This window comes from Pseudomonas sp. PLMAX (genome assembly GCF_046042685.1).
Classification (GTDB): domain Bacteria; phylum Pseudomonadota; class Gammaproteobacteria; order Pseudomonadales; family Pseudomonadaceae; genus Aquipseudomonas; species Aquipseudomonas putida_AE.
Genome location: NZ_CP064949.1, coordinates 721,710 through 745,206 on the forward strand (window position 1 = coordinate 721,710; position 23,497 = coordinate 745,206).

General features: G+C 60.7%; 22 protein-coding genes. 12 read left to right on the forward strand and 10 right to left on the reverse strand.

The genetic code is table 11. The annotated features are described in order from the left end of the window. The first annotated feature begins 39 nt into the window (after nucleotides 1-39). Nucleotides 40-2,526 carry a circularly permuted type 2 ATP-grasp protein gene (locus DKB71_RS03235; RefSeq protein WP_408599603.1) on the forward strand — a complete coding sequence of 829 codons (2,487 nt, stop codon included), beginning with the start codon at nucleotides 40-42 and terminating at the stop codon, nucleotides 2,524-2,526. Continuing rightward, the gene (locus DKB71_RS03240) at nucleotides 2,526-3,413 is read left to right on the forward strand and encodes a transglutaminase N-terminal domain-containing protein (protein ID WP_408599604.1); all 888 of its coding nucleotides are present in this window, start codon (nucleotides 2,526-2,528) and stop codon (nucleotides 3,411-3,413) included. The genes DKB71_RS03235 and DKB71_RS03240 overlap by 1 nt, the downstream gene beginning before the upstream one ends. A gap of 78 nt (nucleotides 3,414-3,491) precedes the next feature. Here DKB71_RS03240 and DKB71_RS03245 read toward each other — a convergent pair whose 3' ends face one another. After that, nucleotides 3,492-3,671: a hypothetical protein gene (locus DKB71_RS03245; RefSeq protein ID WP_046819824.1), complete on the reverse strand. Its 180-nt coding sequence runs from the start codon at nucleotides 3,669-3,671 to the stop codon at nucleotides 3,492-3,494. Nucleotides 3,672-3,740: 69 nt separating this feature from the next. Then, complete coding sequence (locus DKB71_RS03250; protein WP_274076811.1) at nucleotides 3,741-4,328, reverse strand: TIGR00730 family Rossman fold protein; 588 nt, start codon at nucleotides 4,326-4,328, stop codon at nucleotides 3,741-3,743. A gap of 344 nt (nucleotides 4,329-4,672) precedes the next feature. On the opposite strand from DKB71_RS03250, the gene azu reads away from it, so the two are divergent. Continuing rightward, on the forward strand, nucleotides 4,673-5,119 hold the full coding sequence (gene azu, locus DKB71_RS03255; protein ID WP_274076812.1) for an azurin: 447 nt from the start codon (nucleotides 4,673-4,675) through the stop codon (nucleotides 5,117-5,119). Between the two features lie 151 nt (nucleotides 5,120-5,270). Here azu and nadE read toward each other — a convergent pair whose 3' ends face one another. The 3 genes from nadE to DKB71_RS03270 all read right to left on the reverse strand — a co-directional run bounded on the left by nadE (nucleotide 5,271) and on the right by DKB71_RS03270 (nucleotide 8,412). Then, nucleotides 5,271-6,098, reverse strand: a complete 828-nt coding sequence (gene nadE, locus DKB71_RS03260) for an ammonia-dependent NAD(+) synthetase (RefSeq protein WP_274076813.1) — start codon at nucleotides 6,096-6,098, stop codon at nucleotides 5,271-5,273. A gap of 4 nt (nucleotides 6,099-6,102) precedes the next feature. Then, nucleotides 6,103-7,317 carry a nicotinate phosphoribosyltransferase gene (pncB, locus tag DKB71_RS03265; RefSeq protein ID WP_408599605.1) on the reverse strand — a complete coding sequence of 405 codons (1,215 nt, stop codon included), beginning with the start codon at nucleotides 7,315-7,317 and terminating at the stop codon, nucleotides 6,103-6,105. A 192-nt stretch (nucleotides 7,318-7,509) separates the two neighbouring features. Further along, nucleotides 7,510-8,412 carry a LysR family transcriptional regulator gene (locus tag DKB71_RS03270; protein WP_274076815.1) on the reverse strand — a complete coding sequence of 301 codons (903 nt, stop codon included), beginning with the start codon at nucleotides 8,410-8,412 and terminating at the stop codon, nucleotides 7,510-7,512. Between the two features lie 175 nt (nucleotides 8,413-8,587). Here DKB71_RS03270 and DKB71_RS03275 point away from each other — a divergent pair, with 175 nt between their 5' ends. From DKB71_RS03275 to DKB71_RS03315, 9 genes are all read left to right on the forward strand, one after another. Continuing rightward, nucleotides 8,588-10,078 carry an aldehyde dehydrogenase family protein gene (locus tag DKB71_RS03275; RefSeq protein ID WP_274076816.1) on the forward strand — a complete coding sequence of 497 codons (1,491 nt, stop codon included), beginning with the start codon at nucleotides 8,588-8,590 and terminating at the stop codon, nucleotides 10,076-10,078. A gap of 155 nt (nucleotides 10,079-10,233) precedes the next feature. Beyond that, nucleotides 10,234-11,517, forward strand: coding sequence for an FAD-binding oxidoreductase (locus DKB71_RS03280; protein ID WP_274076817.1), 1,284 nt, complete (start codon nucleotides 10,234-10,236; stop codon nucleotides 11,515-11,517). Nucleotides 11,518-11,879: 362 nt separating this feature from the next. Then, the gene (locus DKB71_RS03285; RefSeq protein WP_274076818.1) at nucleotides 11,880-13,013 is read left to right on the forward strand and encodes a branched-chain amino acid ABC transporter substrate-binding protein; all 1,134 of its coding nucleotides are present in this window, start codon (nucleotides 11,880-11,882) and stop codon (nucleotides 13,011-13,013) included. Nucleotides 13,014-13,253: 240 nt separating this feature from the next. Further along, on the forward strand, nucleotides 13,254-14,168 hold the full coding sequence (locus tag DKB71_RS03290) for an ABC transporter permease subunit (protein ID WP_046819754.1): 915 nt from the start codon (nucleotides 13,254-13,256) through the stop codon (nucleotides 14,166-14,168). 3 nt (nucleotides 14,169-14,171) lie between these two features. After that, a complete protein-coding gene (gene livM / locus DKB71_RS03295; protein WP_408599606.1) occupies nucleotides 14,172-15,455 on the forward strand; it encodes a high-affinity branched-chain amino acid ABC transporter permease LivM in 1,284 nt (427 codons plus the stop codon). Continuing rightward, on the forward strand, nucleotides 15,452-16,324 hold the full coding sequence (locus DKB71_RS03300) for an ABC transporter ATP-binding protein (RefSeq protein ID WP_274076820.1): 873 nt from the start codon (nucleotides 15,452-15,454) through the stop codon (nucleotides 16,322-16,324). Before livM ends, DKB71_RS03300 begins: the two co-directional genes overlap by 4 nt. Beyond that, entirely contained in the window at nucleotides 16,321-17,037 is a 717-nt protein-coding gene (locus DKB71_RS03305) for an ABC transporter ATP-binding protein (protein ID WP_274076821.1), read from the forward strand. The genes DKB71_RS03300 and DKB71_RS03305 overlap by 4 nt, the downstream gene beginning before the upstream one ends. Nucleotides 17,038-17,872: 835 nt before the next feature. Next, nucleotides 17,873-18,643 carry an SDR family oxidoreductase gene (locus tag DKB71_RS03310; RefSeq protein WP_274076822.1) on the forward strand — a complete coding sequence of 257 codons (771 nt, stop codon included), beginning with the start codon at nucleotides 17,873-17,875 and terminating at the stop codon, nucleotides 18,641-18,643. 170 nt (nucleotides 18,644-18,813) lie between these two features. Next, nucleotides 18,814-19,719, forward strand: a complete 906-nt coding sequence (locus DKB71_RS03315) for a cation diffusion facilitator family transporter (RefSeq protein WP_274076823.1) — start codon at nucleotides 18,814-18,816, stop codon at nucleotides 19,717-19,719. Between the two features lie 39 nt (nucleotides 19,720-19,758). Here DKB71_RS03315 and DKB71_RS03320 read toward each other — a convergent pair whose 3' ends face one another. The 5 genes from DKB71_RS03320 to ureE form a co-directional block, all read right to left on the reverse strand. Further along, complete coding sequence (locus DKB71_RS03320; RefSeq protein WP_408599607.1) at nucleotides 19,759-20,892, reverse strand: AGE family epimerase/isomerase; 1,134 nt, start codon at nucleotides 20,890-20,892, stop codon at nucleotides 19,759-19,761. A 173-nt stretch (nucleotides 20,893-21,065) separates the two neighbouring features. Further along, on the reverse strand, nucleotides 21,066-21,638 hold the full coding sequence (locus tag DKB71_RS03325; protein WP_408599608.1) for a HupE/UreJ family protein: 573 nt from the start codon (nucleotides 21,636-21,638) through the stop codon (nucleotides 21,066-21,068). Between the two features lie 29 nt (nucleotides 21,639-21,667). After that, nucleotides 21,668-22,282: an urease accessory protein UreG gene (gene ureG / locus DKB71_RS03330; protein ID WP_274076826.1), complete on the reverse strand. Its 615-nt coding sequence runs from the start codon at nucleotides 22,280-22,282 to the stop codon at nucleotides 21,668-21,670. 23 nt (nucleotides 22,283-22,305) lie between these two features. Further along, nucleotides 22,306-22,980, reverse strand: a complete 675-nt coding sequence (locus tag DKB71_RS03335) for an urease accessory protein UreF (protein ID WP_274076827.1) — start codon at nucleotides 22,978-22,980, stop codon at nucleotides 22,306-22,308. Next, on the reverse strand, nucleotides 22,977-23,477 hold the full coding sequence (ureE, locus tag DKB71_RS03340; RefSeq protein WP_408599609.1) for an urease accessory protein UreE: 501 nt from the start codon (nucleotides 23,475-23,477) through the stop codon (nucleotides 22,977-22,979). Before ureE ends, DKB71_RS03335 begins: the two co-directional genes overlap by 4 nt. Nucleotides 23,478-23,497: the final 20 nt, after the last annotated feature.

A 23,497-nucleotide genomic window follows, 5' to 3' on the forward strand; every position in this document is an offset into this window, starting at 1 on the left:
CGTTAGTCTGACCGTTCATTGCTGTCTGCCGAGCTTTCCATGCCAGACCTGCTAGACCGCTACCCGCTGACGGCGGGCACCTATCACGAATTGCTCGACGACAGCGGGGCCGTACGGCCGCACTGGCGTCGGCTGTTCGACCAGTTGCAGCGCAGCACGCCCGCGCAGTTGGTGCAGCGTCAGGCGCTGTTGGCCCGGCAGATCCAGGAAAACGGCGTCACCTATAATGTCTATGCCGATCCCAAGGGCGCCGATCGACCCTGGGAGCTGGACTTGCTGCCCCATGTGATTGCCGCCGATGAGTGGGAGCAATTGTCCGCCGGCATCGCCCAGCGTGCGCGCTTGCTCAATGCCGTGCTGGCCGATCTCTATGGTCCGCAGCGCTTGATCGCCGAAGGTCTGCTGCCGACCGAGCTGGTCTTTGGCCACAACAATTTCCTCTGGCCCTGTCAGGGCATCCAGCCGCCTGACGGCGCCTTTTTGCATCTGTATGCCGTGGATCTGGCGCGTACGCCCGATGGCCGCTGGTGGGTAACGGCGGACCGCACTCAGGCGCCGTCCGGAGCTGGCTACGCCCTGGAAAACCGCACTATCGTGTCCCGGGCCTTTCCCGAGTTATACCGTGACCTGAAGGTGCAGCACCTGGCCGGATTTTTCCGTACCCTCCAGGAGACCCTGGCCCGCCAGGCGCCCAGCGATGAAGAGGCGCCCCTGGTGGTCCTGCTGACGCCGGGGCGTTTCAACGAAAGCTATTTCGAACACCTGTACCTGGCGCGGCAGCTCGGCTATCCGCTGGTGGAGGGCGGCGACCTGACGGTGCGTGATGCCACGGTCTACCTGAAGACCCTGAGCGGCCTGCGTCGGGTCCACGCGATCATGCGCCGGCTCGATGACGACTTCTGCGACCCGCTGGAATTGCGCACCGACTCCGCCTTGGGCGTACCGGGTCTGCTTGAGGCCGTGCGGCAGGGGCGGGTGCTGGTGGCCAACGCCCTCGGCAGCGGGGTGCTGGAATCGCCGGGCTTGCTGGGTTTCCTGCCGAAGATCAATCAATTCCTGTTTGGCGAAGAGCTGATCCTGCCGTCCATTGCCACCTGGTGGTGCGGTGAAGCGCCGGTGCTGGCCCAGGCCCTGGAAAAACTGCCGGAACTGCTGATAAAGCCAGCATTTCCGTCCCAGAGCTTTGCACCGGTGTTTGGTAGGGATTTGAGTGAATTACAGCGCGATGAGCTCGCCGAGCGCATGCAGGCGCGCCCTTATGCTTATGTTGCGCAAGAACTTGCCCAGCTGTCACAGGCGCCTGTCTGGCAGGCCGAGGATGGGCAATTGCAACCCCGGGCCATCGGCATGCGTGTGTATGCGGTGGCCAGTCGCGAAGGTTATCGGGTGTTGCCCGGTGGGTTGACCCGTGTGGCCGCCGAGGCGGATGCCGAAGTGGTGTCGATGCAGCGCGGCGGCGCAAGCAAAGACACCTGGGTGCTGGGGAATCGCCCACCCAGCGGCGAACAGTGGAAAACCCAACGCAACATCGGCGTGCATGATCTGGTGCGTCGCGATCCGTATCTGCCCTCACGGGTCGTGGAAAACCTGTTCTGGTTCGGCCGCTACTGCGAACGCTGCGATGACAGTGCACGGTTGCTGCGCATCATGCTGGCGCGGTATGTCGACGGCGATGACCCACAGGCCCTGGACGCCGCGGTTGATCTTGGCGAGCGACTGAACCTGCTACCCGATGAAGGTGAACTGCCCGAACGGTTGCTGGCCGCGATACTCGGCGCTGACTGGCCGTTCAGCCTGCGTTCCAACCTGCAGCGTTTGCAATGGGCGGCCTCTCAGGTGCGGGGCAAGCTCTCGCGGGAAAACTGGCAGGCGCTGGTGGAGTTGCAACGCGAAGCGATGGAACTCGAGACCGAGGAGCCGGACTTCGGTGAGCTGCTGGACTTCCTCAACCGGCTGGTGATGTCCCTGGCGGCACTGTCCGGTTTTGCCCTGGACGACATGACCCGGGACGAGGGCTGGCGATTCCTGATGATCGGCCGGCGCATCGAGCGCCTGCAGTTTCTCAGTGGCAGCCTGGCGGCGTTCCTGCGCGGCGCCGGGGCTTTCGATCAGGCGGGGCTGGAATGGTTGCTGGAGCTGGGCAACAGCAGCATCACCTATCGTTCGCGGTACCTCGCGGTGGCGCAATTGATCCCGGTGCTCGACCTGTTGTTGCTCGATGAGCAAAACCCGCATGCGGTACTGTTCCAGTTGAAATTGGTGACCCGCACGCTCAAGCACCTGTGCGACGATTTTGGTACCCCTCGCGAGGCGGGCCTGGCGCAGTTGGTGGAGCGTCTGGCGCGTTTCGACCTGGCCTGCCTGGAGAACCCGTTGTTTGGCGCCACCAGCGTGCGCGCCGCCATCGAAGGGCTGGCCGATCTGCTGCAAGAAATCGCCGATGCCAGCGGGCAGGTTTCGGATCGCCTGGCCTTGCGTCACTTTGCCCACGTTGATGATGTCAGCCAGCGCACGGTGTCCGTCTGATGAGCGCTCGCTACCAGATTTTCCACGATACCCATTATCACTACGACAGCCCGGTGTCCCTGGCCCAGCAGCTGGCGCATCTGTGGCCCAGGCCTTGTGCGTGGCAGCATTGCTCCGATCAGCAACTGCAGATCAGCCCGGACCCGACGTCGCGCCGCGATGAACTGGATGTGTTCGGCAATCCGCTGACCCGCCTGGCGTTCGAACGTCCCCATGATGAACTGCTGGTCAACGCCAGCCTGACGATCGAAGTGCTGCCCCGGCCTTTGGTCGACTTCAATCGGTCCCCAGCGTGGGAAGCCACCCGCAGCGCGCTGACCTACAGCAGCCAGCCGCTTGCGCCCGAAATGCTCGAAGCCTGCCGATACCGGTTCGAATCCCCTTATGTGCATCTGAAGCGCAACTTCGTCGAGTTTTCCGAGAGCTGCTTTCCGGCAGGAAGGCCGCTGTTGCTCGGCGTCCAGGCCTTGATGGAGAAAATCTTCAGCGAGTTTACTTTCGATGCCGAAGCGACGCAGGTCGCGACACCTTTGGTGGAAGTGCTGGAACGCCGGCGTGGGGTTTGCCAGGACTTTGCTCACCTGATGCTCGCATGCGTGCGCTCCCGTGGATTGGCCGCGCGTTATATCAGCGGCTACCTGCTGACCCAGCCACCACCCGGCCAACAGCGATTGATCGGTGCCGATGCTTCCCATGCCTGGGTGTCGGTGTATTGCCCGGTGTCGGGATGGGTGGATTTCGATCCGACCAACAATGTACAACCGGCGCTGGAGCACATCACCCTGGCCTGGGGCCGGGATTTCTCCGATGTGTCGCCGTTGCGTGGGGTCATTCTGGGGGGCGGCAACCATGATCCGGAAGTCCGCGTCACAGTGATGCCATTGTAGGAGCGGGGGTCAACAGCAAAGCTGCCAACCCCGGTCACAGATCCGTGGGCCTGATCAGATCATCCGGCCCGGAGGGACTCAGGCGTCTGGCGCCTGATCTTTCGGTGCGTCAACATCGTCATCTGCCGCGACTTCACCGTCAGGGTTCAGTGCCGCTTCGTCAGCCATTGCTTTCTTGCGCTGAAGTTTTTCCTCTTTCTTCTGTTCCTTGGCCAGGTCTCTCTGACGTTTGGCGAAGGAGTAATTGGGTTTGGCCATGGGCGATCCTCTGGGGTCGAAGGTGAGGTTTGAGCGGCGCGTATTCTGCCCTGTATCGGTGCCAAGTCGTTAGTCGGGTTTTTGCTCGACCCACTTGGGCGGTACGGTCGGCTGCCAGCGATCGAGGGCGTCGAGCAGCGTCTGCGGCGATTCGCTCACCTGCAGCATGTCACGGTGTGCTGCGCGAACGAAGCCTTCGCCGACGATGTGATCGAGAAAACCGGTGAGTTTGCTGTAAAAACCATTCACTTCCAGCAAACCCAGCGGTTTGCCGTGGTAGCCCAATTGGCCCCAGGTCCAGACTTCGAACAATTCTTCCAGGGTGCCCAGGCCGCCGGGCAGAGCGATGAAGGCATCGCTAAGTTCGGCCATCCGTGCCTTGCGTGCATGCATGCCGTCGACCACTTCCAGGCGGGTCAGGCCGCTGTGGCCGATTTCCTTGTCCTTGAGGCTCTGCGGGATGATGCCGATCACTTCGCCGCCGGCCGCCAATGCCGCGTCGGCAACAATGCCCATCAGCCCCACGGCGCCACCGCCGTAGACCAGGGTCAGCTTACGTTCGGCCAACGCCTGGCCAAGGGCCACGGCTGCTTCACGATAAGCCGGGTTGGTGCCAGTGCTGGCGCCGCAGAATACACAAACGGATGCTAGAGACATGCCTTACTCCAGGGTCGATCAGGGCCACAGAGTAAAGGCAGGCGCGCTGCGCTCCAAGGGCTAAACTTCGCGCCTGGGCGTTTCGCAGGTTCCGCTGGCACCGCAGGCATAGGCGGCGAGCAAGCTGCACAACAGGCTGTTGATGGACATGACAGACGCTCCGACAGATGAGGACGGTCTGATGATAGGGCCGGGGCAGACGCCTGGCTGGTAGATTGTCTCGATCGGTCTCATAGCCCGAAAGTTGTATACAATTTTTGCTTCAGGTCATAGGAACTTGCGAAGTTTTCAGGCAGTCTTCTGTTCATTCGCATTTTTCATTCACCCTGCCTTGGAGATTCACCATGTTTGCCAAACTTGTTGCGGTATCCCTGCTGACACTGGCCAGCAGCCAATTGATGGCTGCCGAGTGCGAGACCACCATTGATTCCACCGATCAAATGTCCTTCAGCACCAAGGCCATGGAAATCGACAAGAGCTGCAAGACCTTTACCGTCAAGCTGACTCACTCCGGCAATCTGCCGAAGAACGTCATGGGCCATAACTGGGTGTTGAGCAAAGAAGCCGACATGCAGCCGATCGCCACCGACGGCCTGAGCGCGGGCATCGACAAGAACTACCTGAAGGAAGGTGACGCGCGCGTTATCGCCCACACCAAGGTCATCGGCGCCAAGGAAACCGATTCTGTGACCTTCGATGTGTCGAAGCTCGATGCCAATGAAAAATACGGTTTCTTCTGCTCGTTCCCAGGCCACATCTCGATGATGAAAGGTACGGTTACCCTGAAGTAATCGAAATGCGTACAAAAAAAGCGTCCACCTGGGACGCTTTTTTTGTACTTGTAGGAGCTGCCGAAGGCTGCGATCTTTTGATCTTGCTCTTGAACAAAGTCAAAAGATCGCAGCCTCGTTTCACTCGACAGCTCCTACAGGTGTCGGCAGCTTACGGCGCAAACGGCATCACCCGCTTGTGATGAGTCTTGTTGTACGTATCGACGATGATCTTGAACGCTTCCTCACGCACCGGCTCACCGTGCAGGAAGGCGTCAATCTCGGCATAGGTCACGCCATGGGACGCTTCATCTGGTTTGCCCGGTGACAGGTCTTCGAGGTCGGCCGTCGGGATTTTCTCCACCAGCGATTCCGGCGCACCGAAGCTGCGGGCGATGGCGCGGACCTGGTTTTTCACCAGGCCGCTCAACGGTGCCAAATCGCAGGCGCCGTCACCAAACTTGGTGAAGAAACCCATCACCGCTTCCGCCGCATGATCGGTGCCGATCACCAGGCCATGGGCTGCACCCGCGATGGTGTACTGGGCGACCATGCGCATGCGCGCCTTGGTGTTGCCGAGCACGAAATCCACCGACACCGCGTGCTTGCCTTCGAACGCCGCGACTTCGTTGGCCAGGGATTTGACTGCCGGGCCGATGTTCACCGTGTGGCGCTCGTCCGGTTTGATGAAGTCCACCGAGGCCTGGGCGTCATGTTCATCGAACTGGGTTTCGTACGGCAGGCGCACGGCGATGAACTTGTAACTGTCGTCACCGCTACGCTCGCGCAATTCACGCATGGCGCGTTGGGCCAGCAGGCCGGCGGTCAGTGAGTCGACACCGCCACTGATGCCCAGCACCAGGGTCTTGAGCCCGGAATTGACCAGGCAATCCTGTATGAAGGTAATCCGCCTTGCGACTTCCGCTTCGAGGGCGGCTTCGTCGGCGAACGGCGGTTGTACCTTGAGCTGTTCAGCAATCTCACGCTGTACGGCTTGCATGAATTCACTCCTTGCTAGAGGGGGCAGGAACTTGGAAAACGTGTCGCAAATAGGCGACGAAATTCGGGTCTTTGCAATGAGTCTTGCCGGGCTCGTCGGAGATCTTTGCCACCGGCGCGCCGTTGCAGGCGGTCATTTTAAGCACGATGCTCATGGGTTCGACACCTGGAATGTCACAGGTCAGGTTGGTGCCGATGCCGAAGCTGACATTGATACGACCCCGCAGCGCGCGGAATATTTCCAGTGCCCCGGGCAGCGTCAGGCTGTCGGAGAAGGTCAGGGTCTTGCTCATCGGGTCGATGCCGAGCCTGTGGTAGTGCGCAATGGCCTTCTCTGCCCAGAGCACCGGATCACCGGAATCGTGGCGCAAACCGTCGAAGAGCTTGGCGAAAAACAGGTCGAAGTCGCCGAGGAAGGCATCGAGGGTAATGCAGTCGGTCAGGGCGATCCCCAGCAGGCCGCGGTATTCGCGGACCCAGCAATCGAGGGCGGCAATCTGGCTGTCGATCAGCCGCGGGCCGAGTTGCTGGTGGGCCATGATCCATTCGTGGGCCATTGTGCCCAGCGGCTTCATGTCCAACTCCCGGGACAGGTGCACGTTGCTGGTGCCGACGAAGCGCCCGGGGAAGTCGTGCTTGAGCACGTTCACAACCTCTTCCTGCACCCGGTACGAAAAGCGTCGGCGCGTGCCGAAGTCGGCTACCTGAAACTCGGACAATTCGTCGCCGCTGGCGTTGGCGGTCAGCCAGTCGAACTTGCGATAGAGCTGCTCGCGGGCCTGCTCCAGGACGATTTCCCGATAGCGATAGCGGTTACGCACTTCGCTGACGATCGCCAATATCGGCACTTCGAAGAGGATCACATGCAACCACGGACCACGCAGGCGGATGAACAGTTCACCATTTTCGATACCGGTGTGGAGGTAGCGCAGGTTGAAGCGAAACAGCCCGAGAAAACGCAGGAAATCCGGCTTGAGGAAGCTGATGTGCTCCAGAAAACCCAATTGGTCGGCGCTCAGGCTCAGCTCGGCCAGCCGTTCGATCTGGAAACGGATCTCCGCCAGATAGGGGCGCAAATCCTCGCTGTTACGGCAACGAAACTCCCATTCGACTTCTACGTTCGGGTAGTTGTGCAGCACCGCCTGCATCATCGTCAGTTTGTAGAAGTCGGTGTCGAGCAGGTTCTGCACGATGCGATCGGCAAACACACTCTCGCTCATAACGGGGGTTCTCCACATGGAATAAGGCTAGTGGCGCATAACGGTGATAGGGATTGCCAGTAATTTTTTAGTCTGCATCGGATCCCAGTGGGAGCGAGCTTGCTCGCGATAGCGGACTGACAGTCAATTAAAGTGTTGAATGTAATGACGTCATCGCGAGCAAGCTCGCTCCCACAGGGATGGCGTGCAACGCTAAATTTCCGGGCTATCAACCTGCTCCAGCATCCACTTCACGAAATCGCGCACCTTGGGCACTTCCGCCGAATGTTCCGGGTATGCCAGGTAATAGGCGTCGGTGCTGGGCATTGCATGCTGCCAGGGAATGACCAGTTTGCCGTCGGCCAGTTCCTCTTCCACCAGGAATCTTGGCAGCAGCGCCACGCCGCAGCCGACCTGCGCCGCGCGGATGCACATATAGAAAGTTTCAAAACGCGGGCCGTGGTAGCTGTGTTCGGTGTGGTAGCCCTGACTGTCGAACCAATCGTGCCAGGCCTGGGGGCGGGAGGCGTTTTGCAGCAGGACCAGGTCGGTGAGTTGCGTCGGGTCGGTGAACGGCGTGTCGGGCAGGCTGCCTGGCGCACACACGGGCACCAGCTCTTCGCTGAACAGTTTCAGGCATTCGGTACCGGGGCGTGAACCTTGGCCGAAGTAGAACGCCAGGTCGCTGCGCCCTTGCAGCAGGTCGTCGGCTTCCTGTTCGTTGCACAGGTCCAGATGGATCGACGGATGACGCAGGCGCCAACCCTTGAGGCGAGGCACCAGCCAGCGTGCGCCGAAGGTCGAGGGTGTGGAGACGCGCAGGACTTCGGTTTCACCGCCGTAGGAACGCAGGTAATGGGTCGACATCTCGACCTGGGTGAGGATTTTTCGTACTTCCACCAGGTACAGATCACCGGCTGGCGTCATTTGCAGGCGTCGGCGAACCCGGCGAAACAGCAGGTGCTGCAACAGCTCTTCCAGTTGCGCCACCTGTTTACTGACGGCGCTCTGGGTCAGGTTCAGCTCTTCCGCGGCCCGGGTGAAGCTCAGGTGGCGGGTCACGGCCTCGAAACACTGCAGCGCAGCGATCGAGGGCAAATAGCGTTTGTTCAGCATGGGCGATCCTTTTTGCTTGTCTCTTTATTGCCAGCAATGCACAGCATGAATAAACGGAATGATATCTCTCTTAATGGTCGTTTGTTGAGTAACCTCGGGAGCGCTAAAACTACAGGTCTGATCAGTCGTGATTCGGCGGCTGCACACGTTCCGTTTTTTGCTTGAGGAGTGACCCATGGTTGCCGCATTGCTTGATCGTCTTGGTGTAAACCCGGCCCTGTACCAGAACGGCAAGGTGCCGGTGCATTCGCCGATCGATGGCAGCACCCTTGCCACCGTCAACTGGGAAGGTGCCGCTGAAGTCGAGCAGCACATCAGTCGTGCAGATCATGCATTCGAACTGTGGCGCAAGGTTCCGGCACCCCGTCGCGGCGAGCTGGTGCGTCAACTGGGTGACATCCTGCGCGAATACAAGGCCGATCTCGGCGAGCTGGTGTCCTGGGAAGCGGGCAAGATCACCCAGGAAGGCCTGGGTGAAGTTCAGGAAATGATCGACATCTGCGACTTCGCCGTCGGCCTGTCCCGTCAACTGTACGGCTTGACCATCGCCTCCGAGCGTCCTGGCCACCATATGCGTGAAACCTGGCACCCGCTGGGCGTCGTCGGCGTGATCAGCGCCTTCAACTTCCCGGTTGCGGTCTGGGCCTGGAACGCTGCCCTGGCGCTGGTCTGCGGCAACCCGGTGATCTGGAAACCGTCGGAAAAGACTCCGCTGACCGCACTGGCCTGCCAGGCGCTGTTCGACCGCGTGCTGAAGAACTTCAGCGATGCACCGGCGGGCCTGAGCCAGGTCATCATTGGCGGCCGCGATGCCGGCGAAGCCCTGGTCGATGACCCGCGTGTCGCACTGGTCAGCGCCACGGGCAGCACCCGAATGGGCCGTGAAGTGGCACCGAAAATCGCTGCGCGTTTCGCTCGCAGCATCCTCGAATTGGGCGGCAACAACGCGATGATCCTCGGACCAAGCGCCGATCTGGACATGGCCGTTCGCGCGATTCTGTTCAGCGCCGTCGGCACTGCCGGCCAGCGCTGCACCACGCTGCGTCGCCTGATCGCCCACGAGTCGGTGAAAGAAGAAATCGTCACCCGCCTCAAGGCCGCCTACTCCAAGGTGCGCATCGGCCATCCGCTGGAAGGCAACCTGATCGGTCCGCTGATCGACAAGCAAAGCTTCGACAACATGCAGGACGCGCTGGAGCAGGCCCTGAGCGAAGGCGGCCGGGTGTTCGGCGGCAAGCGTCAGCTGGAAGACAAATTCCCCAATGCCTACTACGTTTCGCCGGCCATCGTCGAAATGCCGGAGCAGAGCGATGTGGTCTGCCATGAAACCTTCGCACCGATCCTGTACGTGGTCGGCTACAGCGATTTCAACGAAGCCCTTCGCTTGAACAACGCCGTGCCGCAAGGCCTGTCGTCGTGCATCTTCACCACCGACGTGCGTGAAGCCGAGCAGTTCATGTCGGCAGTGGGCAGTGACTGCGGCATCGCCAACGTCAACATCGGCCCGAGCGGGGCGGAAATCGGTGGTGCCTTTGGTGGCGAGAAAGAGACCGGTGGTGGTCGTGAGTCGGGCTCGGATGCTTGGCGCGGGTACATGCGCCGGCAGACCAATACCGTGAACTACTCGTTGGAGCTGCCGTTGGCGCAGGGGATTACGTTTGACTGAATCTCGAGTCAAACAATGATCCCCCTGTGGGAGCGGGCTTGCTCGCGAATGCAATCTGTCAGTCGACATTATTGGTGGCTGACATACCGCTTTCGCGAGCAAGCCCGCTCCCACACTGATTTGTGTGTTGGTTAGGTTTCTGTTGGAGTCTGGCAATGCCGTTACGCGAAGAGTGTCTGTGGGAAAAATTGACGCCACAAAGGCCCGACAATACGGCGCTCAAGGGTGAAGTGAAAGTCGATGTCTGCGTCATAGGCGCCGGTTTTACCGGGCTGTCGGCGGCGGTGCATCTGCTGGAACAGGGCAAGACAGTGTGTGTGCTCGAAGCCCATCGCGCCGGGCATGGCGGCTCGGGGCGCAACGTCGGGCTGGTCAATGCCGGTATGTGGATTCCACCGGACGAGATCGAAGCCGGGTTTGGCGAAGCGGTGGGCAGCCAGCTCAACCGCATGCTGGGGGCGGCGCCATCCCTGGTGTTCAGCCTTGTGGACAAGTACAACATCGATTGCCAATTGCGCCGCGAAGGCACGCTGCACATGGCGCACAACGCCCGTGGCGAAGCTGACTTGCGCAGTCGTGAAGAACAATGGAAACGCCGTGGCGCGCCCGTCGAGCTGCTGACCGGGCAAGCTTGCGAGCAAGCGACGGGGACCAAAAAAATTGCCGCGGCATTGCTCGATCGCCGTGCCGGCACGCTCAACCCAATGGCCTACACAACGGGATTGGCCAAGGCGGCCATCGGCCTGGGCGGTCAGTTGTTCGATCATTCCCCGGTCACCCGCCTCGAACGCCAGGGACAGCGCTGGTCGGTGCAAACCGCGCAGGGTTCCGTCCTGGCCGAACAGGTGGTGATCGCTTCCAACGCCTACACCGAAGGCGACTGGACCGAGTTGCGGCGCAATTTCTTCCCCGGTTATTACTATCAGGTGGCCTCGGTGCCTCTGACCGAAGACGCCGCGCAACAAATCCTGCCCGGTGGCCAGGGGTCCTGGGACACCCGCCAGGTGCTCAGCAGTATCCGCCGGGACAAAGACGGGCGCCTGCTGCTCGGCAGTCTCGGCAATGGCAACCAGAAGCCGGCCTGGTTTCTCAAGGCCTGGGCCGATCGGGTGCAGCAGCATTACTTCCCCTACCTCAAACCGGTGGAATGGGAGTGCACCTGGACCGGTTGCATCGCCTTTACCCCCGATCATCTGATGCGCCTGTTCGAACCTGCGCCCGGTTTAGTGGCAGTCACCGGTTACAACGGCCGGGGCGTGACCACGGGGACGGTGGTCGGCAAGGCCTTTGCCGATTACTTGTGTAACGGAAATCCTCAAGCGCTACCGATTCCCTTCGCGCCCATGCAGCCATTGGCCGGGGTGGGGTTGCGCAGCTGTCTGTACGAGGCGGGATTTTCGCTGTATCACGCGGGCCAGTGCTTGCGGATCGTGATCTGAATGTTGATTTTTGTAGTCGAAAGCGGCGCTTTTTCGATCAGCGGCTAGCCTGTAATGGTGCGGGTTGTAGCAGTCCCGCACCGGTAGTGTGCACTTCGGTGACGCACGTTGTTACAGGCTGGTTGCACGTCGTTTAGTGCCGCGGTTGCAATGATGGCGCAGGCGGGTTGCGCCTCAAAAAAATAATGGTTTTACCTTCCGCGGTTTAGACGGTTGCACGCCCAATGAAAATGGGCCCGAGACAGTCGAAATAATAATAAAGCAGCGACTTTTTTCAGAATAAAAAACCGATGGCACGGCCCTTGCTCTGAGCAGTCAGTGAAGTCGCAGTGCCAATTAAAAAAACCATGGAGCACCACCTCATGTCCCAGACGTTTTACAAGAAAGGTTTTCTGGCCCTCGCAGTGGCAGCTGCGTTGGGTGTTTCTGCGTTTGCTCAGGCCGACATCAAGATCGGCGTAGCGGGACCCATGACGGGCGCCAACGCGGCATTTGGCGAGCAGTACATGAAGGGTGCACAGGCAGCAGCCGATGCGGTGAACGCAGCGGGCGGCGTCAACGGGGAAAAAATCGTACTGGTCAAGGGCGATGACGCCTGCGAACCTAAACAGGCTGTGACGGTCGCCAAAGACCTGACCAACCAGAAAGTCGCCGGCGTGGTCGGTCACTTCTGCTCCTCGTCGACCATCCCGGCTTCCGAGATCTACGACGAAGCAGGCATCATCGCAATCACTCCAGGTTCCACCAACCCACAGGTAACCGAACGCGGCCTGAGCGCCATGTTCCGCATGTGCGGTCGTGACGACCAGCAAGGCATCGTGGCCGGCGACTACATCGTCGACGTGCTCAAGGGCAAGAAGGTTGTCGTGCTGCATGACAAGGACACCTACGGCCAAGGCCTGGCTGATGCCACCAAGGCCCAGCTGGTCAAGCGCGGCGTAACGCCAGTGCTGTACGAAGGCCTGACCCGTGGCGAGAAAGACTTCAGCACCATCGTGACCAAGATCCGCGGTGCCGGCGCCGACGTCGTCTACTTCGGTGGCCTGCACCCGGAAGCCGGTCCTCTGGTTCGCCAACTGCGTGAACAAGGCCTGAAAGACGTCAAGTTCATGTCCGACGACGGCATCGTGACCGACGAGCTGGTGACCACCGCTGGCGGTCCGCAATTCGTCGACGGCGTGCTGATGACCTTCGGTGCCGACCCACGCCTGCTGCCAGACAGCAAGACCGTGGTAGACGCCTTCCGCAAGGCCGGTACCGAGCCTGAAGGCTACACCCTGTACGCCTACGCTTCGGTCCAGACCCTCGCGGCGGCCTTCAACGGCGCCAAGTCCAACAAGGGCGAAGAAGCGGCTGCGTGGCTGAAGAAGAACACGGTCAAGACCGTCATGGGCGATAAGACCTGGGACAGCAAGGGCGACCTGAAAGTCTCCGACTACGTGGTTTACCAGTGGGACAAGGATGGCAAATACCACCAGCTGGAAAAACAGAAGTAAGGGCTGACCCGATCAGCTGAACCCCACTGATCCTTTGTAGGAGCGGGCTTGCCCGCGAAGGCGCCCGTTCAGTCGACATCAATGTTGGCTGGAACACTGCTTTCGCTGGCAAGCCAGCTCCTACAGGGGGACGTGGTCTCCAGCCTGATCGTGATTGACATTGCTCCGACGTAAATCTGTATTTTCCTTAGAGGAACCGCACAGCCACATGTGCAGGTTCTCATTGCGTGAGATTGCGTTATGGATGGTATTTTCCTGCAGCAACTGGTCAACGGCCTCACCCTCGGGTCGGTCTATGGCCTGATCGCCATCGGCTACACAATGGTCTATGGCATCATCGGCATGATCAACTTCGCCCACGGCGAGGTTTACATGATTTCCGCTTACCTCGCGGCAATCAGTCTGGCTCTGCTGGCATATTTCGGGATTGAATCCTTCCCTCTGCTGATGCTCGGCACCCTGATCTTCACCATCGTCGTCACGGCGGTGTATGGCTGGGTCATCGAGCGCGTCGCCTACAAACCCCTGCGTAACTCCACCCGACTGGCACCGCTGATCAGCGCCATCGGTATCTCGCTGATCCTGCAAAACTATGCGCAGATCGCCCAGGGCGCCAAGCAACAGGGCGTTCCCACGTTGCTCACGGGGGCCTGGCGTGTCGAGGTCGGCACAGGTTTTGTGCAGTTGACCTACACCAAGGTGTTCATTCTGGTCGCCGCGTTTGTCGGGATGGCCGCGCTGACCTACATCATCAAGTACACCAAGCTCGGCCGCATGTGCCGTGCGACCCAGCAAGACCGCAAGATGGCTTCGATCCTGGGGATCAACACCGACCGGGTGATTTCCTATGTGTTCATCATCGGTGCAGCGATGGCAGCCCTGGCCGGCGTGCTGATCACCATGAACTACGGCACGTTCGACTTCTATGCCGGCTTCATCATCGGCATCAAGGCGTTCACCGCCGCGGTGCTCGGCGGCATTGGTTCACTGCCAGGCGCCATGCTCGGCGGGATCATCCTCGGGATTTCCGAGTCGCTGTTCTCGGGCCTGGTGAACTCGGACTACAAAGACGTTTTCAGCTTCTCGCTGCTGGTTCTCGTTCTGGTCTTTCGGCCCCAAGGCCTGCTCGGCCGTCCTCTTGTGTCGAAGGTGTAAGCGATGTCCTCAACCACTAAAAAAACCATTGATCTCAAGAAAAGTCTGGTTGACGCGATTCTTGCCGGCCTGATCGCCCTGATCGTGTTCGGGCCGATTGTCGGGGTTGTCCTCGATGGCTATGGCTTCAACCTGGAAACCAGCCGCGTGGCGTGGATTGTCGCCATCGTCATGGCCGGTCGTTTTGCCTTGAGCATGTTCCTGCAGACCCCCAAGGGCTTGAGCATCCTCGAAGGTTTTGAAAGCACCGGTTCCGGGGTGCATGTACTGGCACCCGACTACAAGTCGCGGTTGCGCTGGATCATCCCGCTGATGATCGTCCTCGCCGTGGTGTTCCCGTTTTTCTCCAACTCCTACCTGCTGGGCGTGGTCATCCTCGGGCTGATCTACGTGCTGCTGGGCCTGGGGCTGAACATCGTGGTCGGCCTGGCCGGCCTGCTCGACCTGGGTTACGTGGCGTTCTACGCCATCGGTGCCTACGGCCTGGCGCTCGGTTATCAGTACCTGGGGTTGGGCTTCTGGACGGTGCTGCCGCTGGCGGCGATCGCCGCCGGGCTGGCTGGTTGCATCCTCGGTTTCCCGGTACTGCGCCTGCACGGTGACTACCTGGCGATCGTGACCCTGGGTTTTGGTGAAATCATCCGCTTGGTCCTCAACAACTGGCTGTCCCTGACCGGCGGCCCGAACGGCATGCCGGCACCCCTGCCGACCTTCTTCGGCCTGGAATTCGGCAAGCGCGCGAAGGATGGCGGCGTGCCGTTCCATGAGTTCTTCGGCATCGCCTACAACCCGGACGTGAAGTACTACTTCATCTACGCAGTGTTGTTCCTGGTGGTACTGGCCGTGCTGTACATCAAGCATCGTCTGGTCAAGATGCCGGTTGGTCGCGCCTGGGAAGCCCTGCGTGAAGACGAAATCGCCTGCCGCTCCATGGGCCTGAACCACGTGCTGGTCAAGCTCTCGGCCTTCACCATCGGCGCATCGACGGCGGGCCTGGCCGGCGTGTTCTTCGCCACCTACCAGGGCTTCGTCAACCCGACCTCGTTCACCTTCTTCGAATCGGCCCTGATCCTCGCCATTGTGGTCCTCGGCGGCATGGGTTCGACCATAGGCGTCGTCATTGCGGCCTTCGTCCTGACCGTGGCCCCGGAACTGCTGCGTGGCTTCGCCGAATACCGCGTGCTGCTGTTCGGCATCCTGATGGTGTTGATGATGATCTGGAGACCGCGTGGCCTGATTCGGATCAGCCGTACCGGTGTGACCCCGCGTAAAGGAGTAGCGCCATGAGCGAAGTCGTACTCTCCGTAGAGAAGCTGATGATGCACTTCGGCGGCATCAAGGCGTTGAATGATGTGAGCCTGAAGGTCAAGCGCAACTCGATCTTCGCCCTGATCGGCCCCAACGGTGCCGGCAAGACCACGGTGTTCAACTGTCTGACCGGTTTCTACAAGGCCTCCGGCGGCAAGATCGAACTCAACGTACGCGGGCAGCGGACCAACGTCATCCAGTTGCTGGGCGAATCGTTCAAGCCGACCGATTTCGTCTCGCCAAAAAACTTCATCACCCGGCTGCGCTACAAAATGTTCGGCGGCACCCACCTGGTGAACCGGGCGGGCCTGGCGCGGACCTTCCAGAACATTCGCCTGTTCAAGGAAATGTCGGTGCTGGAAAACCTGCTGGTGGCCCAGCACATGTGGGTCAACCGCAACATGCTGGCCGGCATCCTCAATACCAAGGGCTACCGCAAGGCCGAAAGCGATGCGCTGGACCACGCCTTCTACTGGCTGGAAGTGGTGGACCTGGTGGACTGCGCCAACCGCCTGGCCGGTGAACTGTCCTACGGCCAGCAACGCCGCCTGGAAATCGCCCGGGCCATGTGCACCCGTCCGCAGATCATCTGCCTCGACGAACCGGCCGCCGGCCTCAACCCTCAGGAAACCGAAGCGCTGAGCGCGATGATCCGGCTGCTGCGCGACGAGCACGATCTGACCGTGGTGCTGATCGAACACGACATGGGCATGGTAATGAGTATTTCCGACCACATCGTGGTGCTGGACCACGGCGTCGTCATCGCCGAGGGCGGTCCCGACGACATCCGCAACGACCCGAAAGTGATTGCCGCCTACCTCGGCGCCGATGAAGAGGAGGTGGTATGAGCCAACCCATCCTCGAACTCAAGGACCTGGATGTGTTCTACGGGCCGATCCAGGCCCTGAAGAACGTCTCGCTGCACATCAACGAAGGGGAAACCGTCAGCCTGATCGGCTCCAATGGTGCCGGCAAGTCGACCCTGCTGATGTCGATCTTCGGTCAGCCGCGGGCGGCGGACGGGCAGATCCTCTACCAGGGCGTGGACATCACCCACAAATCATCGCACTACATCGCCTCCAACGGCATCGCACAGTCGCCGGAAGGGCGGCGGGTGTTCCCCGACATGACCGTCGAGGAAAACCTGCTGATGGGCACCATCCCTATCGGTGACAAGTACGCCAAGGAAGACATGCAGCGCATGTTCCAGCTGTTCCCGCGGCTCGAAGAGCGGCGCACCCAGCGTGCGATGACCATGTCCGGTGGCGAGCAGCAGATGCTGGCCATCGCCCGGGCCCTGATGAGCCGGCCGAAATTGCTCTTGCTCGATGAGCCGAGCCTCGGGCTGGCACCCATCGTGGTCAAGCAGATCTTCGCGACCCTGCGGGAACTGGCCAAGACCGGCATGACCATTTTCCTGGTCGAGCAGAACGCCAACCACGCGCTGCGGCTGTCGGACCGGGCCTATGTGATGGTCAATGGCGAGATTCGCATGACCGGTACCGGCAAGGAGCTGTTGGTCAATGAGGATGTGCGTAACGCGTATCTCGGCGGGCACTAGGCCTTAGCGTCCAATAAAAACGCCCTGACGAAACCAGGGCGTTTTTTTTCGCCCGCGCAAATCCTGTAGGAGCTGTCTCGTGCAACGAGGCTGCGATCTTTTGATCTTGTTTTTAAAGATCAAGATCAAAAGATCGCAGCCTTCGGCAGCTCCTACAAGAGCGGCGGTGTGAGGTAAAGGGAAATTGTGGAAAACAAAATTGAGGACCTCCGAAAGCGCGACATAAAGCCGCTGCAAATAGTTGTTTTGTCACGGTTTTGACTTGTCCCCGTTTGCTGTGGAACTGGCTGTGAATAACGTGGGAGTAGCTGGCTGAACGCCTTTGAATACGTGGCTTGCAGCGCTATGGTTGTTTTTTGACCAGGTGTTTTTTCTGGCCTTCAAGGCGGCTTTGTCAACCTTTTTCTTGGTGAGGAAAGTGTGGCGCAATGCAGTGAACAAGCCTGTGGATAAGTCTGTGGTTAAACTCTGGAAAGACTCGGCTGAGGGCCGTGGTTACTGGCTTGGCGCCACCGTAGGCTTGACCGCCCGGTCGGGAAATTGACCCCTGGCTGCACAGCAGGCCAATGTGGGTCAAGCAAAAAAGTTTCAAATCAGCCCGCAAAGCCTTGTGGATAGCGGCTTTCAGCTTTTCCACTTGCCCCCAGAGACTGTGGAACGGCTTGTGGATAACGTGCGCGCACATGTCTGCAGGCCACGGCCGGCAAGGCGTTGCAAGCTTTGCTCGTTTTTTGTACAGATAGCACGCAGGTTGCCGCTGTGCGCAAGGCCGGGCATGCTGCCTGCTGATTTTCTATTCCAATGGCTGCCGATCAGCCGTAGCAAGGAGAACACCATGTCCAACACCCTGTTTATCACCGGCGCGACTTCCGGTTTTGGTGAAGCCTGTGCCCGACGTTTTGCCGAGGCCGGCTGGAAACTGGTGCTGACGGGGCGTCGTGAAGAGCGCCTCAACGCCCTGTGCGCCGAGTTGTCGAAGCAGACCGAGGTGCATGGCCTGGTGCTCGATGTGCGCGACCGCAAGGCCATGGAGGAAGCCATTGCCAACCTGCCGCCGTCCTTCGCCAAGCTGCGCGGACTTATCAACAACGCAGGCCTGGCCCTGGGTGTCGACCCGGCGCCCAAGTGCGACCTGGACGATTGGGACACCATGGTCGATACCAACATCAAAGGACTGATGTACAGCACGCGTCTGCTGCTGCCGCGCCTGATCGCCCATGGCCGTGGCGCCGGCATCGTCAACCTGGGATCCATCGCCGGCAACTACCCTTACCCGGGCAGCCATGTGTATGGCGCGAGCAAGGCGTTCGTCAAACAGTTCTCCCTGAACCTGCGCTGCGACCTTCAGGGAACCGGCGTGCGGGTCAGCAACATCGAACCGGGGCTGTGTGAGAGCGAGTTCTCCCTGGTGCGTTTCGCCGGAGACCAGGAGCGCTACAACGCCACCTACGCCGGTGCCGAACCGATCCAGCCACAAGACATTGCCGACACCATTTTCTGGGTCCTCAATGCGCCAGCGCATATCAACATCAACAGCCTGGAGCTGATGCCGGTGAGCCAGACCTGGGCCGGGTTTGCGATTGATCGCAGTGGTGGCAAGGCGTAAGACCGCGTTATGGCCAATCGCGAGCAAGCTCGCTCCCACAGGTATTGCGCCTAACCCTGTGGGAGCGGGCTTGCTCGCGAAGGGGGCGAAACAGACAGCGCCGGACATCAGCTAGACTCCTCACCCAACACCCCGCCGCACCCTGCGGCTCAAAGGTTCGAGGAGACCATGTGAGCAACCGAGGCGAGCAGGCGCTGCTCAAGCAATCGACCTTCCTGATGCTGGCCGTGGCGATCGCCGGTATCGTCACCGGCGTTGTCTCAGGCGCCCAATCCATCCTGTTCGATGGCTTCTTCTCGCTGATCGCGACCTTTATCAAGGTGCTGATGCTGATCACCGCAAAATTGATCGCCAAGGAAAGCAACCAGCGCTTCCAGTTTGGTTTCTGGCATCTGGAACCCATGGTGCTGCTGATCGAAGGCAGCTTCCTGTTGCTGATCGCCATCTACGCGTTTCTCAACGGTGTGTTCGGCATCATCAATGGTGGCCGCGAGATTGAGCTTGGGCTGGTGATCGTCTACGCGGCGGTGTTTACCGTCGTTGAGTTCGCCTATTTCTTCTACGTGCGCCATCGCAATCGAAAACTGAAATCAACGCTGCTGCAATTCGACAACATCAGCTGGCTGGTAGACGCGATGCTGTCGGCAGGGTTGCTGGTGAGCTTTCTCGCCGCGCTGTTGCTCAAAACCCAGGGTTACGCCGAGTGGGCGGTTTATGTCGATCCGCTGATCCTGATCCTGCTGGCCCTGAGCATGCTCGCGCCGGCCTTCAGGATTCTTGGCCCGGCATTGCGTGATGTGCTGGGAATCGCCCCGGATCAGCTGGACGACAAGGTGAATCAGGTGCTGGCGGAGGCGAAGATCGAGCATGGTTTCGACGACTACGTTTCCTACGTGCAGAAACACGGCCGGGCCTGTTTTATCGAGATTCACATCGTGTTGCCGACGGATTACCGGCTGCACAGCGTGGTGCAGCTGGATGCGCTGCGAGAGGAAATTTCCGCGAAGCTCGGCAAGCCTGATGCGGCGAGGTGGCTGACCATCAGCTTTACCGGGGACAAGAAGTGGATCGCGTAAATCCTGTAGGAGCTGCCGCAGGCTGCGATCTTTTAGCTGTCAGTCGAGATACTCAGCCAAGCCACGGTAACAAGTCGCCAAGTGATAAGGCGTAGTCGACGGCATGTCCCGACGGCTCACTTCACCGTGCTCGTCCCGGCATTCATACCAGCCACCCGCGTGCAGCGAGCGCTGTTGCAACGCCTGCAACTGGCGAAGTACCGCAGCCTCGCTGCCCGGCCGCAGGGTCAATGCACGCAGGTACTCGGCCTGGGCCCAGATTCGCTGCGTCGCGTCCCGAGAACCGCCGTCCGGCCCCAGGTCGAGCATGGCCCGCACGGCACCGGTCTGTGGATCGACACCCAGTTGTTCGGTGAAGGTAAAGGCGCGCTCCAGCGAAGCGTGCAAGGGTGAACCGCGCAGCAACTCGGACGACTCCAGCAGGAAATACCACTCGAACTGATGCCCCGGTTCGAACCAGTTATCCACAGCACCCAAGGGTTTTTCCATCAACACGCCGTGCTGCGGATCGATAAAACGCTGCTGCATCCCTGTGCATAAGTCGACAAGCGCCTGCTGCACGGCGAGGTCTTCACGCACTGCCAGCGTGGCGAGGAAGGCTTCAGCCAGGTGCATCAGCGGATTCTGCAGCGGTCCGCTGTTCAGCGATGACCAGTCACGATCCAGGCTCGCTTCGTAGAGGCCGTCGCCGCTGGCGAAACGTTGCGCGATCACTTCCAGGGCGGCGTTGAGCACCGATTCCACCAGCGGCTCGCGGACTTTGTCCCAGTAATGGGCGCTGGCGAACAGAATGAAGGCGTGGGTGTAGAGGTCTTTACGCTGATCCAGCGGCGCGCCTTGGGGGTCGATGCTGTAGAACCAGCCGCCGTGTTCGGCATCGTGGAAGTGACGCTGCAAGGAACGGAACAGCGCCGCCGCGCGTTCCTGCGCGCCTGGCACCTGATCGATCAGGCTGGCAAACAGATACAACTGCCGCGCGCAGGCCATGGCCCGGTAGCGTTGCGGGGGCAGCGGCGTGTGCTCGGCGTCCAGCGCCTCATAGGGCAGCGCCATGTCGGCATTCCAGCCGGGACCTTGCCAGAGCGGCACGATCACGTCCTGGAAGTGCTGTTGCACCGAGGCAAACAGGGCGGTCAGTTCAGGCTGGGAGGCGGAGCGGGAAACAGGCGGCATTGGCTGGCGTCGTCACGGCAGGGTTGATTGCGCGACATGTTAGCAGGCCTGAGGGATGTGGTGTCTGTCCGGCCGCCTTCGCGAGCAAGCCCGCTCCCACAGTGGAACTGTGTACACAGGACGAATGTGGGAGCGGGCTTGCTCGCGAAGAGGCCATCACAATCGATAGAGAGCTAGCCGGCCAACAACCAGACTCCGGTCGCCGCCGAAGCCGCACCCGCCAGTCGAACCAGCGGCGCCGCCACCTGAGGCAACACCCGCACCACCACATAACCGGCGGTATGCAGCGCTGCGGTCGCCGCCACAAACCCTGCCGCATACGCCCAAGGACTCGACATGTCCGGCAATTCCAGGCCATGGGCCACGCCATGGAACAATGCGAACAGTGCAGTGGCACCCATCGCCAGACTCAAAGGCGGACGCACCGCCAAGGCAACCGCCAGGCCCAACGCCAGCACAGACGCAGCAATCCCGCCTTCCATTACCGGCAGTTCCAACCCTTCAAACCCCAGCATCCCGCCAATCAGCATGGTGCCAACGAACGTGCACGGCAGCACCCAGCGCGCAGCACCTTGCTGCTGCGCCGCCCACAAGCCAACCGCGAGCATCGCCAACAGATGATCGAGGCCACCGATCGGGTGGCCGATGCCGGCGATCAAGCCATTGTCACCGTGCCCCGGGTGGGCCAGCGCAATGGCCGGTGTCAACAGCAGGGCCATGGCGCCCAGAATGCGTTTGAGTGTCATGCAGAAGCTTCCTTGTTGATAAGTCATGGTCAGGCTGCCGTCAGCAGGCCCTGGCGTTCGATGAAGGCGATGATCTCTTCCAGGCCCTGGCCGGTCTTCTGGTTGCTGAACACGAACGGCTTGCCGTTGCGCATGCGCGTGGTGTCGCTGTCCATCAGGGTCAGCGACGCACCCACCAGCGGCGCCAGGTCGATTTTATTGATCACCAGCAGATCGGATTTGCAGATCCCCGGTCCGCCTTTGCGTGGCAGCTTGTCGCCCGCGGAAACGTCGATCACGTAGATGGTCAGGTCGGACAGCTCCGGGCTGAAGGTGGCCGAGAGATTGTCGCCACCGGATTCCACCAGGATCAGGTCGAGCCCCGGGAAGCGGCGGTTCAACTGATCCACGGCTTCGAGGTTGATCGAGGCGTCTTCGCGGATCGCCGTGTGTGGGCAGCCGCCGGTTTCCACGCCGATGATGCGTTCCGGCGCCAACGCTTCGTTGCGCACCAGGAAATCCGCGTCTTCGCGGGTGTAGATGTCGTTGGTCACCACGGCCAGGTTGTAGCGTTCACGCAGGGCCAGGCATAGGGCCAGGGTCAGGGCGGTTTTGCCGGAACCGACCGGGCCGCCGATGCCGACGCGCAAAGGTTGGGTGTTCATGTGATTCTCCAAAATGAAAGGCCCTAGGAACGGAACAGGCGGCTGTACTGGCGCTCGTGGGCCATACACGCCAGGGACAGGCCAAACGCGGCGCTGCCATAGTGTTCGGGGTTGATTCGGGTAGCGTCCTGCTGGGCTTGTTGCAGCAGCGGCAGCAGTTCACTGGTCAGGCGCTGCGCGGCCTGCTGGCCCAATGGCAGGGTTTTCATCAGTACCGCCAGTTGGTTTTCCAGCCAGCTCCAAAGCCACGCGGCCAGCGCATCCTGCGGGCTGATCTGCCAGGCGCGAGCGGCCAGCGCCCAGCCCAGGGCCAGGTGGGGTTCGGGTCGTTGCTGGAGAAAGGCGCGCGCTGCTGAATCAAGCTCAGGCAGGCCGTTGAGCAACTGCTGCAAGGAGTAGCCCATTTGCCGGCTTTCCTGATGCAGCTCGCGGGTTTCCCGGCTGGCGCGGTGTTCTTCGCAACGCTGCAGCAGTTCGCTCCAGTTTTCCTCGGCCGCCGCCACGCAATGGGCGAGTAGCAGCGGCGCCTCGAAACGGGCGAGATTGAGCAGCAGCTGATCGCTGATCCAGCGGCGTGCGCTGTCGGGATCGTGCACACGGCCGTTGTCCACGGCCATTTCCAGGCCCTGGGAATAGCTGTAGCCGCCAATCGGCAACTGCGGACTGGCCAGGCGCAACAGGGCCCATGCAGGGTTCATGGGCGCACGCCGAACTGGTGCAGTTTTGGCGGGTAGTTGAAGTCTTCATCACTGTGGCGCGAATGATGATGGCCGCCGCCGTAGGCGCCGTGTTCAGGTTGAAACGCAGCTTCGATGGGCTCGGCCTCGGCGCCGAGGTGTTCGAGCATGGCCTTGAGCACGTAGTCGTCGAGCAGGCGCAACCAGCCGTCGCCCACTTGCAAGGCCACATGACGATTGCCCAGGTGATAGGCGGCACGGGTCAGTTCGAAGGCATTGGCGCAGGTGACGTGCAGCAATTGCTCGGGACGGGCACAGACACGGACAACGCGGCCATCCTCGGCTTGCAGACATTCGCCGTCATACAAGGGCGATTGACCCCGCTCCAAAAACAACCCGACGTCTTCGCCCTCGGCACTGAAACAGCGCAAACGGCTTTTGCTCCGGGCTTCGAAGGTCAAGTGAAGCTCGGCGGCCCAGTCGGGTTGAGGGTCGATTCTGCGATGAATCACCAGCATCGGAAAGCTTCCAGCAATGG

What these genes read in the sequence shown, in the direction of transcription:
- DKB71_RS03235 (WP_408599603.1), top strand. Translation starts at nt 40, where the DNA reads ATGCCAGACCTGCTAGACCGCTACCCGCTGACGGCGGGCACCTATCAC.
- DKB71_RS03240 (WP_408599604.1), top strand. Translation starts at nt 2,526, where the DNA reads ATGAGCGCTCGCTACCAGATTTTCCACGATACCCATTATCACTACGAC.
- DKB71_RS03245 (WP_046819824.1), bottom strand. Translation starts at nt 3,671, where the DNA reads ATGGCCAAACCCAATTACTCCTTCGCCAAACGTCAGAGAGACCTGGCC.
- DKB71_RS03250 (WP_274076811.1), bottom strand. Translation starts at nt 4,328, where the DNA reads ATGTCTCTAGCATCCGTTTGTGTATTCTGCGGCGCCAGCACTGGCACC.
- azu (WP_274076812.1), top strand. Translation starts at nt 4,673, where the DNA reads ATGTTTGCCAAACTTGTTGCGGTATCCCTGCTGACACTGGCCAGCAGC.
- nadE (WP_274076813.1), bottom strand. Translation starts at nt 6,098, where the DNA reads ATGCAAGCCGTACAGCGTGAGATTGCTGAACAGCTCAAGGTACAACCG.
- pncB (WP_408599605.1), bottom strand. Translation starts at nt 7,317, where the DNA reads ATGAGCGAGAGTGTGTTTGCCGATCGCATCGTGCAGAACCTGCTCGAC.
- DKB71_RS03270 (WP_274076815.1), bottom strand. Translation starts at nt 8,412, where the DNA reads ATGCTGAACAAACGCTATTTGCCCTCGATCGCTGCGCTGCAGTGTTTC.
- DKB71_RS03275 (WP_274076816.1), top strand. Translation starts at nt 8,588, where the DNA reads ATGGTTGCCGCATTGCTTGATCGTCTTGGTGTAAACCCGGCCCTGTAC.
- DKB71_RS03280 (WP_274076817.1), top strand. Translation starts at nt 10,234, where the DNA reads ATGCCGTTACGCGAAGAGTGTCTGTGGGAAAAATTGACGCCACAAAGG.
- DKB71_RS03285 (WP_274076818.1), top strand. Translation starts at nt 11,880, where the DNA reads ATGTCCCAGACGTTTTACAAGAAAGGTTTTCTGGCCCTCGCAGTGGCA.
- DKB71_RS03290 (WP_046819754.1), top strand. Translation starts at nt 13,254, where the DNA reads ATGGATGGTATTTTCCTGCAGCAACTGGTCAACGGCCTCACCCTCGGG.
- livM (WP_408599606.1), top strand. Translation starts at nt 14,172, where the DNA reads ATGTCCTCAACCACTAAAAAAACCATTGATCTCAAGAAAAGTCTGGTT.
- DKB71_RS03300 (WP_274076820.1), top strand. Translation starts at nt 15,452, where the DNA reads ATGAGCGAAGTCGTACTCTCCGTAGAGAAGCTGATGATGCACTTCGGC.
- DKB71_RS03305 (WP_274076821.1), top strand. Translation starts at nt 16,321, where the DNA reads ATGAGCCAACCCATCCTCGAACTCAAGGACCTGGATGTGTTCTACGGG.
- DKB71_RS03310 (WP_274076822.1), top strand. Translation starts at nt 17,873, where the DNA reads ATGTCCAACACCCTGTTTATCACCGGCGCGACTTCCGGTTTTGGTGAA.
- DKB71_RS03320 (WP_408599607.1), bottom strand. Translation starts at nt 20,892, where the DNA reads ATGCCGCCTGTTTCCCGCTCCGCCTCCCAGCCTGAACTGACCGCCCTG.
- DKB71_RS03325 (WP_408599608.1), bottom strand. Translation starts at nt 21,638, where the DNA reads ATGACACTCAAACGCATTCTGGGCGCCATGGCCCTGCTGTTGACACCG.
- ureG (WP_274076826.1), bottom strand. Translation starts at nt 22,282, where the DNA reads ATGAACACCCAACCTTTGCGCGTCGGCATCGGCGGCCCGGTCGGTTCC.
- DKB71_RS03335 (WP_274076827.1), bottom strand. Translation starts at nt 22,980, where the DNA reads ATGAACCCTGCATGGGCCCTGTTGCGCCTGGCCAGTCCGCAGTTGCCG.
- ureE (WP_408599609.1), bottom strand. Translation starts at nt 23,477, where the DNA reads ATGCTGGTGATTCATCGCAGAATCGACCCTCAACCCGACTGGGCCGCC.